Genomic DNA, 15,630 nt, shown 5'->3' with positions numbered 1-15,630 from the left:
GGGGGCGCCGCTCAGGTCTTCTTGCGGAACTTCGAGACCGCCAGCGGCGCCGTCACGATCGTGATGGCCAGCGCCCAGCCCAGCGTCATCCCCACCGAGTGGGCGACCGGGCCGCCGTTGATCAGGTTCCGCGCGGCGTCGGCGAGGTTCGACAGCGGGTTGTAGTCCGTGAAGGTCTCCAGCCAGCCGGGCATCGTCGTCGTCGGGGCGAAGATCGAGGAGCCGAACTGGAGCGGCATCAGGACCAGCATCGCCATGCCCTGGACCGCCTGCGCGGACTTCAGGCTCAGGCCGAGCAGGATGAAGATCCACATCAGGGAGGCGCCGAAGACCGCCGACAGGCCGATGGCGGCCAGCAGGTGGAGCACCGAGGTGTGGATCGTCAGGCCCAGCAGGAAGCCCATGCCGAGGAGGATCGCGGTGGCGATCATCATCCGGCCGAGCTCGACGACGATCTTGGCGATGAGGACCGAGGAGCGGGCGATCGGCATCGTCCGGAAGCGGTCCATCACCCCCTTCTTGAAGTCGTCGTTGATGCCCACGCCGACGCCCATGGCGATGTTCATGCCCATCATCGCCATCAGGCCGGGCGTCACGTAGTTCACGTAGACGTCGTTGTTGCCCTTGCCGGAGATGGCGCCGCCGAAGACGTACACGAAGAGCAGGATGAAGATGATCGGCATGAACACGGCGTCGAACATCGACTCCGGGTCCTGCTTGATCTGGAGGGCGTTGCGCCGGGCCAGGGCGCCGATGTGGCGCAGGTTGGCCCGCAGGCCGATGCGGGTGTCGGCGTCCGCCGCCGGCCGCGCCGGGGCCGGGGCCGGGGCGCCGACGGGGGACTTGGTGACCGTGGTCGTGCTCACGCGGCGACCTCCTCGTGGGTCTCGTCGGAGTCGGCGGTCCTCTGGCCGGTGATGGCCAGGAACACCTCGTCCAGGCTGGGCAGGTGGGTGCCGATGTGGGCGATGCCGAAACCGCGCGCGCCGAGCAGCGAGACGACGGCCGTCAGCTGCTGGTCGGTGAGGATCGGGACGTACAGCGCGCCCTCGTCGGGCACCACGGTCGCGCCGGCGACGCCGTCGAGACCGGTCTCGCGGAGCGCGGCGGCCATCGCGGGCAGCTGCTCCGGGTCGACCGGACGGACCTTCAGGGTGCGTCCGCCGACCTTCGCCTTGAGCTCGTCCACCTCGCCCCGGGCGATGACCTTGCCCCGGTCGATGACGGTCAGCTCGCTCGCCAGCTGCTCCGCCTCCTCCATGTACTGGGTGGTGAGGAGGACGGTGACGCCCTCGGAGACCATCCGCTTCACCTCGTCCCACACCTCGTTGCGGGTGCGGGGGTCGAGGCCGGTGGTCGGCTCGTCCAGGTAGAGCACGGCCGGCTGCCCGATCATCGAGGCGGCGAGGTCGAGCCGCCGCCGCATGCCGCCGGAGTAGTTCATCGCCGGGCGCCTGGCGGCCTCGGTGAGGGAGAACCGCTCCAGCATCTCGTCGGCGCGGCGCCGGGCGTCCGCGCGGGACAGGTCGAGCAGCCGCCCGATCATGTACAGGTTCTCGAAGCCCGAGAGCTTCTCGTCGACCGAGGCGTACTGGCCGGTGAGCCCGATGGTGCGGCGCAGCTGGCGGGGCTGGCGCACCACGTCGTAGCCGGCGACGGTGGCGGTCCCGGCGTCCGGGACGAGGAGGGTGGAGAGGCAGCGGACGAGGGTGGTCTTCCCGGCGCCGTTGGGCCCGAGGACGCCGAGGACGGTGCCCTCGCGGACGTCCAGGTCGACCCCGTCGAGGGCCCTGGTGTCGCCGAAGTGCTTCACGAGGCCCCGGACCTCGACGGCGTTGGTCTGTGATCGCGTCATGTCCCCCATGGAACACGGCGCCGCCGACAGGCTTCCGACAAACGGCCTACAGGGCGCCGACAGCCCGCCGACGGGCTGTCGGCGGGCTGTCGGTGACGTGCGGGACCGGCTAGTGGAAGGTGTGCTCCTCGGCGGGGAAGGCCCCGCCGGCCACGTCCTCGGCGAAGGCACGGGCGGCGTCGCCGAGCGTCTCGCGGAGGTTGGCGTACTGCTTGCTGAAGCGCGGCACCTTGCCGCCGGTCAGGCCGGCCATGTCGGTCCAGACGAGGACCTGGGCGTCGGTGTCGGGGCCCGCGCCGATGCCGATGACCGGGATGTGCAGCGAGCGGGTGACCTCGGCGGCCAGCTCGGCCGGGACCAGCTCCAGGACGAGCGAGAAGGCGCCCGCGTCCTGGGCGGCCTTGGCGTCGCGCAGCAGCTTGTGCGCGGCCTCGTCGGAGCGGCCCTGCACCCGGTAGCCCATGGTGTTGACGGACTGCGGGGTGAGGCCCAGGTGGGACATGACGGGGATGCCGGCCTGGACCAGCATCTCGGTCTGCGGCAGCGAGCGCTCGCCGCCCTCCAGCTTGACCGCCTGGACGCCCGCGTCCTTGACCAGCCGGGTCGCGCTGCGCAGGGCCTGGACGGGCCCTTCCTGGTACGAGCCGAAGGGGAGGTCGCCGACGACGAGGGCGCGCCGGGTGCCCCGGACGACGGCGGCGGAGAGGAGGGCCATCTCGTCCATCGTGACGGGCACGGTGGTGTCGTAGCCGAGGTGGCAGTTGCCCATGGAGTCGCCGACGAGGATCACCGGGATCCCGGCCTCGTCGAAGACGGAGGCGGTCATGGCGTCGTAGGCGGTGAGCATGGGCCACTTCTCGCCGCGGGTCTTGGCGGCGGCGATGTCGTGGACGGTGAGACGGCGCGTGCCCTTGCCCCCGTACAGCGTCTTCGTGCTGTCGGCGGGCTGTTTCGAGGCAGCCTGAAGCGTCATGGTGAACGGCTCCTTGTGTCATCTCGAGGCGCCCTGACGGCGTCCCCGGACCACGTCCATGGTGGCACTTCGCCGGGTGGGCGGGGAAGTGGGCCGGAGTGGCGCTGTTCACACGGGCCCTCATTGCGATACGAGACGGGCCCGTTTCGAAATGGGTCTACAGTGGTGCCCATGCCAGAGCCGTCCCCCTCCGCGTCACCGTCCCCCGCTCCCGCCCCGGCGCGCGTCCCCGAGGCCGTCCACCGCCGCCGCTGGGCCGTCCTCGGCGTGCTGATGCTCAGCCTGCTGATCGTCGTCCTCGACAACTCGATCCTGAACGTGGCGGTCAAGACGATCGCCTCCCCGGCCCCCACCGGCCTCGGCGCCACCCAGAGCGAGCTGGAGTGGGCCATCAACTCCTACACGCTCGTCTTCGCCGGCCTGCTCTTCGCCTCCGGCCTCCTCGGCGACCGGCTCGGCCGCAAGCGGTCCCTCCTCTTCGGCCTCGCCGTCTTCGGCCTCGGCTCCGCCCTCGCCGCCCTCTCCGGCTCCCCGGGCGAACTGATCGCCTACCGGGCCGTGATGGGCCTCGGCGCCGCCTTCGTCATGCCCGCCACCCTCGCCGTCCTCATGAACGTCTTCGAGCGCGACGAGCAGCCCAAGGCCATCGGCATCTGGGCCGGCAGCGTCGGCCTCGCCATCGCGATCGGCCCGATCACCGGCGGCGTCCTCCTGGAGCACTTCTGGTGGGGCTCGATCTTCCTCGTCAACGTGCCCGTGGTGCTCCTCGGCCTCGGCCTGATGATCTGGCTCGTCCCCGAGTCCCGCGACCCCGCGCCCGGCCGGATCGACCTGGTCGGCGTGCTCCTCTCCGTCCTCGGCCTGGTCCTCCTCGTGTACGGCATCATCCGCGGCGGCGAGCGGGCCTCCTTCACCGAGCCCGGGGTCCTCCTGCCGGTCCTCGGCGGCCTCGCCGTCCTCGCCGCCTTCGTCCTGTACGAGAAGCGCAGCGACCACCCGGCCCTGGACGTCTCGTACTTCCGCAAGCCGGTCTTCTCCGCCGCCGTCGCCGCGATCGCCCTGGTCTTCTTCGCCCTCATGGGCGTGACCTTCTTCTCCGCCTTCTACCTCCAGAGCGTCCGCGGCTACAGCGCGCTCGACTCCGGCCTGCTCCTGCTGCCGCTCGCCCTCGCCCAGATGGTCTTCGCGCCCCGGGCCCGGCTCGCCGTCGCCCGCTTCGGCACGCGGGCGGTCTGCGCCACCGGCATGGCCGCCGTCGCCCTCGGTCTCGGTGCCTTCGCCCTCTTCGACGCTGACACCCCCGTCTGGGTGATGGCCCTGGTCTTCCTGGTGCAGGGCGCGGGCATGGCCCACGTCATGCCGCCGGTCACCGTCGCGATCATGCAGACGCTGCCGCGGGAGAAGGCGGGCTCCGGCTCCGCCGTCAACAACACCTTCCGCCAGGTCGGCGGCGCCCTCGGAGTGGCCGTCCTCGGCTCCGTCCTCTCCTCGGTCTACCGGGGCGAGATCGAGTCCCACCTCGACGTCCTCCCGCCCGCCGTGCGCGGCACCGCGGGCGAGTCCCTGGAGGCCACTCTCGCGGTGGCGGAGAAGCTCCACGTCGAGGCCCTCGTCGCCCCCGCCCACCAGGCGTTCCTCGACGCGATGCACGTCACCGCCTACGCCTCCGCGGCGATCGCCGCCGTCGGCGCGGTCGTCGTCGCCGTCTTCCTCCCCGGCCGCGCCCCGGCCCCCGGCATCCCGGCCCAGGCCACCCCGGACGCCGCGGACGCGACCGAACCGGCCCACCGCTGACCGGCCGACCGGCCCGCCTTCCCGGGGCGGGCCGGTTCGCGTCCCCCCTGGCCCGCGCCGGGCCGCGGGGCGCCGTGGGGCGAGAATGAAGGGGACGCAGCATTCCCGCGACGACGAGAGGCGACACGCGTGTCCTTGGCGGACGGCCAGATTCCCGGCGAGCCGGCCGAGCCCGGCCCGGCCCCCGGCCCGCGGCCCCCGGCGGCCTCCGGCGCTCCGGCGGCGGCCGGCACGCCGGCGCCCGGGCCGGACGAGGCCGCGCCGCCGGAGGCGTGCGCCGAGGGCGCGGCCCGGCGGGGCCGGCCCCGGAGCGAGGGGGTCGAGCGGGCGGTCTTCGACGCGGTCATCGGGTTGCTGGAGGGCGGCGTGGCCCTCGGGGACGTGTCCATCGAGCGGATCGCCCGCACCGCGGGGGTCGGCAAGGCCACGATCTACCGCCGCTGGGCCGGCAAGGAGGACCTGCTCGTCGAGCTGATCCGGTCCGTCGAGCCGCCCGACCCGGCGCTGCCCGGCACTTCGGTCCGCGACGACCTCGTGATGCTCCTGGAGTTCATGCGGCGGCGCGGGCTCGCCAAGCGGACCTCCGCGCTGCTGCGGAACATGTTCGCCCAGATGCAGACCCACCCCCGGCTCTGGGACCAGTACCACCGCACCGCCATCGAGCCCCGCCGCCGCCTCGGCATCGAGGTCCTGGAGCGGGGCGTCGCCGCCGGCGAGATCCGGGCCGACCTCGACCTGGAGCTGGTCAACGACCTCTTCGTCGGCCCGCTCCTGCTCCGTACCGTCCTCCACCCCGACGCCGACCTGTCACCCGACCTCCCGGCCCGGGTCGCCGACACCATCCTCGAAGGGGTCCGCCCGAGGGGTTGAGCCCCCGCCTTCCCCGGCGGGGGGGGCAGAGCCCCCTTCACCGGCGGAGGTCCGCCCGAGGGGCCGAGCCCCCTTCGCCGACGGAGGTCCGCCCGAGGGGCAGCCCCCCTTCCGACCCGCACGAATGTGCGCGTTCTGTCACAGCCCACCCGAACCGGCGCCCCGCCGGAACCCCGTCACACGCCGCGTCCGTCCTTGGGGGAGTGCGCCGGGCCCGGCATCGCCTAGGGTCGGACCGGGTCCCGGGCACGGACGGCACGACGGCACGGCAAGGCGAGTGAGGGCAGCGATGGCGCGGGTGGACATGACGGGGACGGAGCACGGCGGAACGGGAGGTGCCCCTTCCGGGGCCCGCGACCGGTTCCGCTCCGCCCTCGGCCGCCTGCGGCGGGACCCCGGCGTCTGGCGGCGCGGCATCGTCCTCGCCGTCTGCGCCGTCGTCCTGACCCTGCTGATGGCCTTGCACGCGGAGATCCCCAACCGGGTCGGCAACCTCGGCAGCCTCACCGAGACCTTCCTGCCCTGGCTCGGCCTCTTCGTCCCGGTCCTGCTCCTCCTCGCGCTGCTGCGCCGCTCCGCCACCGCGCTGATCGCGCTGCTGCTCCCGGTGGTCGTCTGGCTCAACCTCTTCGGCGGCCTCGTCGCCGACAAGTCGGCCTCCGGCGGCGACCTCACCGTCGCCACCCACAACGTCAACGCCGACAACCCCGACCCGGAGGGCACCGCCCGCGGCCTCGCCGCCTCCGGCGCCGACGTGCTGGCCCTGGAGGAGCTGAAGGCCGACATGGTGCCGGTCTACGAGCGGGAGCTGGCGGAGAAGTACCCGTACCACTCCGTCCAGGGCACCGTCGGCCTGTGGAGCCGGCTGCCGCTGCGGGACCCGCGGCCGGTCGACCTCCACATGGGCTGGACCCGCGCCATGCGCGCCACGGTCGTCGCCCCCCAGGGCGAGCTGCGGGTCTACGTCGCCCACCTCCCCTCCGTACGGGTCAGGCTGGACGCCGGCTTCACCGCCAACCAGCGCGACAACAGCGCCGACGCCCTCGGCGAGGCCATCGCGAACGACCGGGCCGGGCGGATCGTCCTCCTCGGCGACCTCAACGGCACCATGAACGACCGCGCCCTCAACGCCGTCACCGCCCAGCTGCGCTCCACCCAGGGAGCCGCGGGCGACGGCTTCGGCTTCTCCTGGCCCGCCTCCTTCCCGATGGCCCGGATCGACCAGATCCTGGTCCGGGGCGTCGAGCCGGTCGCCTCCTGGGCGCTGCCGGAGACCAGGAGCGATCACCTGCCGCTCGCCGCCCGCATCGCCTTCTGACCCTGCGAAACGCAGGAGAAACCTTCTCTTCATCCCCCGGATTCGGGGAATGCCCCGGCGTCTGCGAGAATTTGTTTCGTAAAAAAACAAACCCTCGTACCCGGAAAGGGTCTCCCACCCATGCCTGTGGCCCTGCTCGCCCTGGCCATCTCCGCTTTCGGCATCGGCACCACCGAGTTCGTGATGATGGGCCTGCTGCCCAACGTCGCCGCCGACCTCGGCACCACCGTCCCCACCGCGGGCCACCTCGTCTCCGCCTACGCGCTCGGCGTCGTCGTCGGCGCCCCGCTGCTCACCGCCCTCGGCTCCCGCCTTCCCCGCAAGCGGATGCTGCTCCTGCTGATGGCCCTCTTCACCGTCGGCAACCTCGCCTCCGCCCTCGCGCCCGGCTACGGCTGGCTGCTCGCCGGCCGGGTCCTCGCCGGCCTCCCGCACGGCGCCTTCTTCGGCGTCGGCGCCGTCGTCGCCGCCCGGCTGGTCCGCCCCGACCGGCAGGCCCGCGCGGTCGCCACCATGTTCCTGGGCCTCACCGTCGCCAACATCCTCGGCGTCCCCGCCGCCACCCTGCTCGGACAGCACCTCGGCTGGCGCGCCACCTTCCTCGTCGTCGCCGCCATCGGCCTGGGCGCCCTCGCCGCCCTCGCCCGGCTGGTCCCCGAGCTGCCCCTCGACGGGCGCCAGGGCCTCGGCCGCGAGCTGCGCGCGCTCGGCCGCCCGCAGGTGCTGCTCGGCCTGCTCACCGCCGTCTTCGGCTTCGCCGGCGTCTTCGCCGTCTACTCCTACCTGGCCTCCATGACCACCGAGGTGATGGGCCTCGGCGAGTCCACCGTCACGGTCGTCCTCGCCCTCTTCGGCCTCGGCATGACCGGCGGCGCGCTCGCCGCGGGCCCGCTCACCGACCGCGCCCCGCGCCCCACCCTCTACGGCTCGCTGGCCGCCCTCGCCGTGACCCTGGTCGCCTTCCGCTTCACCGTCCACGTGCCCTGGCTCGCCCTGGTCACCGTGGTGGTCATCGGCGCCGTCGGCTTCATGACCACCACCCCGCTCCAGATGCTCGTCATGGAGAAGGCGAAGGACGCCCCCACGCTCGCCTCCGCCTCCAACCACTCCGCCTTCAACCTCGCCAACGCGGGCGGCGCCTGGGCGGGCGGCGCCGCCGTCGCGGCCGGCTGGGGCTGGACCTCCCCGGCCCTGGTCGGCGCGGGCCTCGCCGCCGCCGGCCTCGCGATCGCCGTCGCCGCCGGGCTCCTCGACCGCCGGGAGGTCCGTACGGACACGGCGAAGGGGGCCTCGCACGTCGTCGCGCGAAGCCCCCTCGCGGGCCCGGCGGCCGGGACCGGGCCGACGGCCGGGACCGGACCGGAGGCCGGGGTCAGGGCGCCGGTGTCTCCCGCCAGCGGTTCGTGATCGGCAGCCGCCGGTCCTTGCCGAAGCCCTTCGCCGAGATCTTGGTGCCCGGCGGGTACTGGCGCCGCTTGTACTCCGCCGCGTCCACCATCCGCAGCGTCCGCGCCACCAGCTCCGGGTCGAAGCCGGCCGCCACGATCGCGTCCGTGCCCTCGTCCCGGTCCACGTACCGGGCGAGGATCCGGTCGAGCACGTCGTAGTCCGGCAGCGAGTCCGTGTCCACCTGGCCCGGGCGCAGCTCGGCGCTGGGAGGCTTCACGATCGAGTTCTCCGGGATCGGCGGGGTCTGCCCGCGCTCCTCCGCGGCCCGGTTCCGCCAGCGGGCCAGCCGGAAGACGTCCGACTTGTAGACGTCCTTGATCGGCCCGTAGGCGCCGACGGAGTCGCCGTACAGCGTCGAGTAGCCCACCGCCAGCTCGGACTTGTTGCCCGGGGCGAGGACCAGGTGGCCCTCCTGGTTGGAGATCGCCATCAGGGTGGTGCCCCGCAGCCGGGACTGGAGGTTCTCCTCGGCGAGCCCGGTGAGCTCCAGGGCCGCCATGTACGCGTCGAACATCGGCCCGATGGGCACGGTGCGGAAGTGCAGCCCGGTCCTGCGGGCCAGCTCGGCCGCGTCGCCCTTCGAGTGGTCCGAGGAGTACTTCGACGGCATCGACACCCCGTGCACCCGGTCGGCGCCCAGCGCGTCGCAGGCGATCGCGGCGACCAGCGCCGAGTCGATCCCGCCCGAGAGGCCGATCACCACCGAGCCGAAACCGTTCTTCGCGACGTACGCGCGCAGCCCGATGACCAGCGCCGAGTAGACCTCCTCGTCGTCGTCGAGCCGCTGCGCGTAACCGCCCGTCAGCTCCGGCTCGGTCACCGGCAGGGGCTCGCCGGCCTCCCCGGCGAGCACCGCCCGGTCGATCCGCAGCCCGTCGTCCACCACCGTGCCCGGCGCCGGGGCGTCCGGGTCGGCGGCCGGCAGGTCCAGGTCGAGGATCACGCTGCCCTCGGTGAACTGCGGGGCCCGCGCGATCACCTCGCCCGCCGCGTCCACCACGATCGAGTCCCCGTCGAAGACCAGCTCGTCCTGCCCGCCGGTCGACGCCAGGTAGGCGGTGGTGCAGCCGGCCTCCCGGGCCCGCTTGCGGACCAGTTCGAGCCGGGTGTCGTCCTTGTCCCGCTCGTACGGCGAGGCATTCACCGACAGGAGCAGCCCGGCCCGGGCGCTGCGCGCCGCCGGCACCCGGCCGCCCTCCTGCCACAGGTCCTCGCAGATCGCGAGCGCCACGTCGATCCCGCGCACCCGCAGCACCGGCAGGGTGTCGCCCTGCACGAAGTAGCGGAACTCGTCGAAGACGCCGTAGTTCGGCAGGTGGTGCTTGGCGAGGCGGAGCACCGCCCGGCCCCGGTGCAGCACCGCCGCCGCGTTCTCCGGCGAGCCGGCCGGGCGGCCGAGGCGGGGCACCGCCCGCTCCGTGCGGTCGAGGTAGCCGACGACCACCGGCACCTCGCCGAGGCCCTCGCCGGAGAGCCGCTCCGCGAGCGCGTCCAGCGCCGCCCGGGAGGCTTCGACGAAGGACGGCCGCAGGGCCAGGTCCTCGACGGGATAGCCGGTCAGGGCCATCTCGGGGAAGGCGACGAGGTGCGCGCCCTGCCCGACGGCGTGCCGGGTCCAGTGGACGATCGCCTCGGAGTTCCCGGCGATGTCCCCGACGGTCGAGTCGATCTGATTCAGCGCGAGGCGTAGTCGTTGCACGCCCCCCAGTGTAATCGTCAAATCGACGCTATGTCCTGGGAACCGGGCCCCGCCCCCGCGGATCCGGCCGTTCGCTCCCGACATGCGAAGTAAGTCCACCCCCGTGATCATGGGCCCATGACGACCACTGACGACCCGGCGGAGTCGGCCCGGCCCGCCACCGGCGAGGACGCGGCGGTCCTCCAGGACGACGGCACCAAGCGCCAGTTCATCTCCTGGCTGACGCTCGCCTTCATGACCACGGCCTCCGTCGCCTCCCTGCGGCCGGCGCCGACCATGGCCATCTACGGACTGGCCGCGGTCTTCCTCTACCTCCTCCCCGCCATCGTCTTCCTGCTCCCCACCGCCCTCGTCGGTGCCGAACTCGCCTCCGGCTGGTCCGGCGGCATCTACCGCTGGGTCAGCGAGGCCCTCGGCAAGCCCCTCGGCTTCCTCGCCGTCTGGTGCCAGTTCGCCATGACGATCGCGTACTACCCGAGCCTGCTCGCCTACGTCGCCTCGACCTTCGCGTACGTCATCGACCCCTCGCTCGCCGAGAACGGCCTCTACGTCGCGATCGTCATCGTCACCGTCTACTGGGCCGGCGTCTGGGTCTCCTCGCGCGGCACCCGGGCCATCGCCGGACTCTCCTCCTTCGGCCTGATCGTCGGCACCCTGGTCCCCGGCGTGCTCCTCGTCGTCCTCGGCATGGTCTTCCTCGGCCAGGGCAACCCCTCCGCCCAGCCGATGACCGCCGACCACTGGCTGCCGCCGTGGACCGGCCTCGCCAGCCTCGTCCTCATCGTCAACAACTTCCTGTCCTACGCGGGCATGGAGATGAACGGCGTGCACGTCTCCTCGCTGCGCGAACCCAAGCGCGAGTACCCCAAGGCGATGTTCCTGGCCACCGGCCTGGTCCTGCTGATCTTCATCCTTCCGGCCCTCGCCATCGCCTGGGTCATGCCGTCCGACCAGCTCAGCCTCACCGCCGGCCTCATGCAGGCCTTCGGCGCCTTCTTCGACCACTTCTCCATCGGCTGGATGACCCGGGTCGTCGGCGTCATGCTGGTCTGCGCCGCCCTCGGCGGCATGCTCACCTGGCTCTCCGGACCCGCCAAGGGCCTCGTCCTGCTCTCCCGCCAGGAGGGCTACCTCCCGCCCGCCTTCCAGAAGTTCAACAAGGCCGGCTCCCCGACCGCCATCATGGTCGCCCAGGGCGTGATCACCACCCTGATCGGCATCCTGTACGCCTTCAGCGACTCGGTCTCCAGCTCGTACTGGATGTTCTCCGTCATCACCGTGCAGATCTACCTGATCGCCTACCTGCTGATGTTCGTCGCCGTCGTCAGGCTCCGCCGCACCCAGCCCCACGTGGAGCGCGGCTTCCGCGTCCCCGCCGTCACCTGGGTCGCCGCCGTCGGCTTCGTCGCCTCCGTCCTCGCCCTCGTCATCGGCTTCGTCCCGCCCGACCAGTTCGACGGCGAGCCGCTCTGGCGCTACCTGCTGATCGTCGGCGGCGGCCTCTTCGTCCTCGGCCTCCTCATCCCCGCCCTCCTGCTCAGGTACCGCAAGCCCGAGTGGGTCCACCCCGACCACCGGGAACCTTCCGCCACCCCCTGACGTCTGACCCCATATGCCCAAAAAGGCCACGCGCGCGTCCGCCGTCCTGCTGTTCCTGGGGGCGCTCGCGTACACCGCCTGGGTCCTCGAAGCCGTCGTGCGGACCGGTCTCGACCCGGTCCGCGCGTACGTCTCCGAGCTCGCCGCCGCCGACCAGCCCCTCGGCGGCCTCTTCCGCGCCACCGACCTCACCGCCGGCCTCCTCGTCCTCGCCGGCGCCGCCCTCGGCCTCCTCGCCACCCGCGCCCCCGCCGGGCCCGCCCCCGAACCCGGCGCGCCCCGCCGGGCCCGCCCCGGCGCCGGGCCCGCCGCCCGCCGCCCCTGGCTCCTCGCCGGCTGGGCCGCCCTCGCCCTCTTCGGCGCCGCCACCGCCCTCGACTCCCGCCTCCCGCTCAGCTGCGCCCCCACCGCCGACCCCGAGTGCGCCGCCCGGGAGACCGCCGGACTCGTCCCCGCCACCCACACGGCCCACGCCGTCAGTTCGAGCCTCGCCGTGACCGGCGCCCTCGTCGCCATGGCCGCCCTCACCCTCGCCGCCCGCCGGTACGGCCTCTGGCGCCCGCTGGCCCGCACCGGACCGGCCCTCCTCGCCCTCGAAGCCGCCGCCACCGCCTGGACCCTCGCCGCCGTCGCCGCCTCCGAGGCCGGCCGGGGTCCGTGGGCCCTGGGCGCGGGCCAGCGCCTCCAGGTCCTCCTCGTCGCGGTGTGGACCGGCGTCCTCGCCGTCTCGGTCGCCCGGGAGCGCGCCGGGGCGGGGGAGCGGACCCCGCGGCGGGAACGGGCCCGCGGATGACCTTCGTACGCCTCGGGGGCCTCGCCCACCACGTGGCCGTCGACGGCCACGGCCCGGTCTGCGTGCTCTCCGCCGGACTCGGCCTCTGCTGGTTCGACTGGGACCCGGTGGTCCCCCTCCTCGCCCCGCACCGCACCGTCGTCCGCTTCGACCGCCCCGGCCACGGCCTCTCCCAGGGCACCCCCGCGCCCCCCACCCTGGCCGGCGAGGCGCACCGGATCGCCGCCCTCCTCGACGCCCTCGGCCTGCCCGGGCCCGCCACCGTCGTCGGCCACTCCATCGCCGGCCTCCACGCCGAGGGCTTCGCCCGCCTCCACCCCGGCCGCACGGCCGCCCTGGTCCTCCTCGACTCCTCCACCGAGGAGCACCCCCGGCCCGGCCGGCTCGGCTGGACCGTCGCCGCCGGGACCGCCCTCACCGCCCTCGGCCTGCCCGCCGCCCTCGGCCCCGCGCTGCGCCGCCTCGCCCTCCACCCCGACACCGCCCCGCCCGCCGAGGTCCGCCGCGTCTACCGCGGCTCACGCGTCTGGCGCGGCGCCCTGCGCGAGAACGCCCGCTACGGCGCCGTCGCCGCCGAGCTCCACGCCCTCAGGGACCGCCGCCCCCTCCCGCCCGGCGCCCCCGTCACCGTCCTCGCCGCCCCCGACGGCTCCGCCCGCTGGGAGGACCGCCAGCGCACGCTGGCCCGGCGGCTCGGCGCCCGCTACGAGGCGGCCGTGCCGTCGGGCCATCTGGTCATGCGGGACGCCCCGGACACGGTGGCCCGGGCCGTCCTCCGGGCCCCTCAGGACGCGGCGTAGACGCTCGCGCAGAAGGCCTTCAGCTGCTCGTCCGACAGCTGCTGGGCCAGGTCGGCCTCGCTGATCATGCCGACGAGCCGCTTGTTCTCGATCACCGGCAGCCGCCGGATCTGGTGGCTCTGCATCTCCTCCAGGACCGCGCCGACGTCCGCGCCCGCGTCGATCCAGCGCGGGGTGCCCTGGACGATCGCGCCGCAGGTCACCTTGGCCGGGTCGTGGCCCATGGCCACACAGCGGACCACGATGTCGCGGTCGGTCACGATGCCGCAGAGCCGTTCGTTCTCGTCCGCGACGGGCAGCGCCCCCACGTTCAGGTCGCGCATCAGCTGGGCCGCGCGGTCGAGCGTCTCGTGTTCCGGGATCCAGCGGGCTCCCGGGTGCATGATGTCCTTCGCCGTGGTCATGGGACGCGTACCTTTCGTCGAACGTCGTGGTGCGTACGTCTCCCCGAGCGCCTTCATTCTGCGGGCACGCGTCGGCCCCCGCGACCGCAGCGGGTCACGGGGGCCGGGGGCCCGCCGGGCGGCCGGCTCAGGCGGTGGCGCCGCGCTTGCGGAGCATGTCCGCCATCAGCGCGATCTCCGACTCCTGGGCGTCGACCATGCCCTGCGCGAGGTCCCGCTCCACGTCCACCGAGCACTTCTGCACGCAGCCCTGGGCCATGTGCACCCCGCCCCTGTGGTGGGCGGTCATCAGCCGCAGGTACAGGATCTCGGCCTCCTTGCCGGAGGCCTTCCGCAGCGCGTCCAGCTGCGTCCTCGTCGCCATGCCGGGCATCAGCGCGCCGTCCTTGCCGGCGGCGTCGCCGGTCACGGGCATGCCCATCCAGGTCATCGGCGCGGTGCCCGACTCGACCTTCGGCAGGCCCCACACGTCGAGCCAGCCGAGCATCATCCCGCGCTGGTTGGCCTGGGTGTTGGCGATGTCGTACGCGAGCCGGCGCACCGACTCGTCCTCCGTCCGGTCACGGACGATGAAGGACATCTCGACGGCCTGCTGGTGGTGGACCGCCATGTCGCGGGCGAAGCCGGCGTCCGCCGAGGCGGAGTCCGGGGTCCGGGGCGCCTCCTCGCGCTCGGCCGAGGCGACCGTGACCGCGCCCGCGGCGAACAGCACCGAGAGGGCGACCGCGGTGACCGCCGCGTACCGGGTGCGGCGGGGGGTCACTGGCCCATCCCCGCGCCGCCCACGCCGTCGGCGCCGACGCCGCCGGTGCAGGCCGCGCCCGGCTCGGGGGTCTGCGCGCCCTGCACGTACTTGGTGAAGAAGGCGTCGACGCGCGGGTCGCTCGCGCCGTCCACGGTGACCTGCTTGCCCCAGGCGGAGAGCATGATCGCGCCGGACTGGTCGTCGACCGGGCTCATCAGCGTGTAGGGGGTGTCGGAGACCTTGTCCTTCAGCTTCTTCACGTCGGCCTCGGCGGCCTTCTTGGTGTACGTCACCCACACGGCGCCGTGCTCCAGCGAGTGGACGGCGTTCACCTCGGGGACGGCCTTGTCGTAGACGTCGCCGTCGCAGTTCAGCCACACCGGGTGGTGGTCGCCGCCGACCGGCGGCTTCATGTCGTACTTCACGGCGGTCTCGACGTGGTTGCGGCCCAGCTTCGCCGCGTCCCAGGACTTCTCGCCGGCGATGGGGGCCTTGGCGGCGGCCTCCTTGGCGTCCTCCTCGTCGGCCTTCTTCATCAGCACGAAGGTGCCGAAGCCGACGAGGCTCAGCACGACGACGGCGGAGACGCCGATGGTGAGGAAGCGGTTGCGGCGCTCCCGGGCCTGCTCGGCCCGGCGCATCTCCTCTATTCGGGCGCGGCGGTCGGCGGTGGAGGAACGGTTGGCGGCCATGGTGATGTCGTCCTTCTGGGAAAGAAAAAAGGGGGGAGGTCGTCGTTCGGGGAGGGCGGGGCCCACCGGGGTCCGCGGGGACCCGGCGGCCGCCCTAGGTCCGGAGAACTTGAAGGACGTGCAGGTCCGGGGCGCGCGGCCGGACCCCCGAATCCCGCCCCGCCCCGTCGCCGGCGCGCGCGTCGAAGCGCGGCGCCCGGCCCTCGGTGTGCAGCGGCGGGTCGAGGGGCGGGGCGCTCAGCACCGCGGGGGAGAGGGACGGGAAGAGGGAGCAGTCGCCCCGGTCGTAGGGGCACACGTACGCGGCCCGCCCGGGCGCGGGCACGGGGGTGGCGGCGGGGCCCGAGGGCGCCGCCGTGGTGCGGGCGGCCGCGGCCGGCCCGTGCCCCGGATGGCCGCCCGGCCCCCCGGGTCCGCTCCCCAGGCAGACGAAGAGCGCGGCGAGGAGCGTCGCCATGGCACTCACCAGTGCCATGGGACGCGCGTGCCGGTACGGGCATTCGAGCCGCAGGGCTCCCATGGGCGCAGATCGTAGTGGGCGAGGGGGCCGCGTGGGCCGAACGGGGTACGACTTCCGGAGGTCCTCGGTTACCTGTGTCACAACCGAACAGGCAGTATGGGTGTGCAACGTGCACGAAA

Annotated in this window: 15 protein-coding genes; 7 read left to right on the top strand and 8 right to left on the bottom strand. The window is 73.7% G+C overall.

Annotation, left to right across the window (positions count from 1 at the left end; genetic code table 11):
- Positions 1-11 precede the first annotated feature (11 nt).
- The 3 genes from ACFW6A_RS02225 to panB form a co-directional block, all read right to left on the bottom strand.
- Positions 12-866: an ABC transporter permease gene (locus ACFW6A_RS02225; protein ID WP_351848077.1), complete on the bottom strand. Its 855-nt coding sequence runs from the start codon at positions 864-866 to the stop codon at positions 12-14.
- On the bottom strand, positions 863-1,864 hold the full coding sequence (locus ACFW6A_RS02220) for an ATP-binding cassette domain-containing protein (protein ID WP_351848079.1): 1,002 nt from the start codon (positions 1,862-1,864) through the stop codon (positions 863-865). Before ACFW6A_RS02220 ends, ACFW6A_RS02225 begins: the two co-directional genes overlap by 4 nt.
- A gap of 100 nt (positions 1,865-1,964) precedes the next feature.
- A complete protein-coding gene (gene panB / locus ACFW6A_RS02215; protein ID WP_351848081.1) occupies positions 1,965-2,828 on the bottom strand; it encodes a 3-methyl-2-oxobutanoate hydroxymethyltransferase in 864 nt (287 codons plus the stop codon).
- Between the two features lie 171 nt (positions 2,829-2,999).
- Here panB and ACFW6A_RS02210 point away from each other — a divergent pair, with 171 nt between their 5' ends.
- The 4 genes from ACFW6A_RS02210 to ACFW6A_RS02195 all read left to right on the top strand — a co-directional run bounded on the left by ACFW6A_RS02210 (position 3,000) and on the right by ACFW6A_RS02195 (position 8,217).
- Positions 3,000-4,622: an MFS transporter gene (locus ACFW6A_RS02210; RefSeq protein ID WP_386638211.1), complete on the top strand. Its 1,623-nt coding sequence runs from the start codon at positions 3,000-3,002 to the stop codon at positions 4,620-4,622.
- A 129-nt stretch (positions 4,623-4,751) separates the two neighbouring features.
- A complete protein-coding gene (locus ACFW6A_RS02205) occupies positions 4,752-5,492 on the top strand; it encodes a TetR/AcrR family transcriptional regulator C-terminal ligand-binding domain-containing protein (RefSeq protein ID WP_351848087.1) in 741 nt (246 codons plus the stop codon).
- Positions 5,493-5,796: 304 nt separating this feature from the next.
- On the top strand, positions 5,797-6,810 hold the full coding sequence (locus ACFW6A_RS02200; protein WP_386638318.1) for an endonuclease/exonuclease/phosphatase family protein: 1,014 nt from the start codon (positions 5,797-5,799) through the stop codon (positions 6,808-6,810).
- Positions 6,811-6,930: 120 nt separating this feature from the next.
- Entirely contained in the window at positions 6,931-8,217 is a 1,287-nt protein-coding gene (locus tag ACFW6A_RS02195) for an MFS transporter (protein WP_386486491.1), read from the top strand.
- Here ACFW6A_RS02195 and ACFW6A_RS02190 read toward each other — a convergent pair.
- Entirely contained in the window at positions 8,183-9,958 is a 1,776-nt protein-coding gene (locus ACFW6A_RS02190; RefSeq protein WP_351848095.1) for an NAD+ synthase, read from the bottom strand. The two genes, ACFW6A_RS02195 and ACFW6A_RS02190, sit on opposite strands and share 35 nt — an antisense overlap.
- A gap of 117 nt (positions 9,959-10,075) precedes the next feature.
- Between ACFW6A_RS02190 and ACFW6A_RS02185 the strand changes: the two genes are divergently transcribed.
- Genes ACFW6A_RS02185 through ACFW6A_RS02175 form a run of 3 tightly spaced genes read left to right on the top strand, consistent with a single transcriptional unit; the run spans position 10,076 to position 13,150 of the window.
- Entirely contained in the window at positions 10,076-11,557 is a 1,482-nt protein-coding gene (locus ACFW6A_RS02185; RefSeq protein ID WP_386638208.1) for an APC family permease, read from the top strand.
- 13 nt (positions 11,558-11,570) lie between these two features.
- Positions 11,571-12,350, top strand: a complete 780-nt coding sequence (locus tag ACFW6A_RS02180) for a DUF998 domain-containing protein (protein WP_386638205.1) — start codon at positions 11,571-11,573, stop codon at positions 12,348-12,350.
- Complete coding sequence (locus tag ACFW6A_RS02175) at positions 12,347-13,150, top strand: alpha/beta fold hydrolase (protein WP_351848102.1); 804 nt, start codon at positions 12,347-12,349, stop codon at positions 13,148-13,150. The genes ACFW6A_RS02180 and ACFW6A_RS02175 overlap by 4 nt, the downstream gene beginning before the upstream one ends.
- Here ACFW6A_RS02175 and ACFW6A_RS02170 read toward each other — a convergent pair.
- The 4 genes from ACFW6A_RS02170 to ACFW6A_RS02155 form a co-directional block, all read right to left on the bottom strand.
- Positions 13,135-13,554 (bottom strand): CBS domain-containing protein, encoded by a 420-nt coding sequence (locus tag ACFW6A_RS02170; protein ID WP_351848104.1) that lies wholly within the window; start codon positions 13,552-13,554, stop codon positions 13,135-13,137. The genes ACFW6A_RS02175 and ACFW6A_RS02170 overlap by 16 nt on opposite strands.
- A gap of 127 nt (positions 13,555-13,681) precedes the next feature.
- Positions 13,682-14,317: a DUF305 domain-containing protein gene (locus ACFW6A_RS02165; protein WP_351848107.1), complete on the bottom strand. Its 636-nt coding sequence runs from the start codon at positions 14,315-14,317 to the stop codon at positions 13,682-13,684.
- Entirely contained in the window at positions 14,314-14,991 is a 678-nt protein-coding gene (locus ACFW6A_RS02160) for a DUF3105 domain-containing protein (RefSeq protein ID WP_351848109.1), read from the bottom strand. Before ACFW6A_RS02160 ends, ACFW6A_RS02165 begins: the two co-directional genes overlap by 4 nt.
- Positions 14,992-15,085: 94 nt before the next feature.
- Positions 15,086-15,511: a hypothetical protein gene (locus ACFW6A_RS02155; protein ID WP_386638202.1), complete on the bottom strand. Its 426-nt coding sequence runs from the start codon at positions 15,509-15,511 to the stop codon at positions 15,086-15,088.
- Positions 15,512-15,630 lie beyond the last annotated feature (119 nt).

The organism is Streptomyces sp. NPDC058758 (assembly GCF_042746075.1).
Taxonomy (GTDB): domain Bacteria; phylum Actinomycetota; class Actinomycetes; order Streptomycetales; family Streptomycetaceae; genus Streptomyces.
The sequence above is the reverse complement of the archived record's forward strand: the minus strand, read 5'-3'. Positions and strand labels throughout refer to the sequence as shown.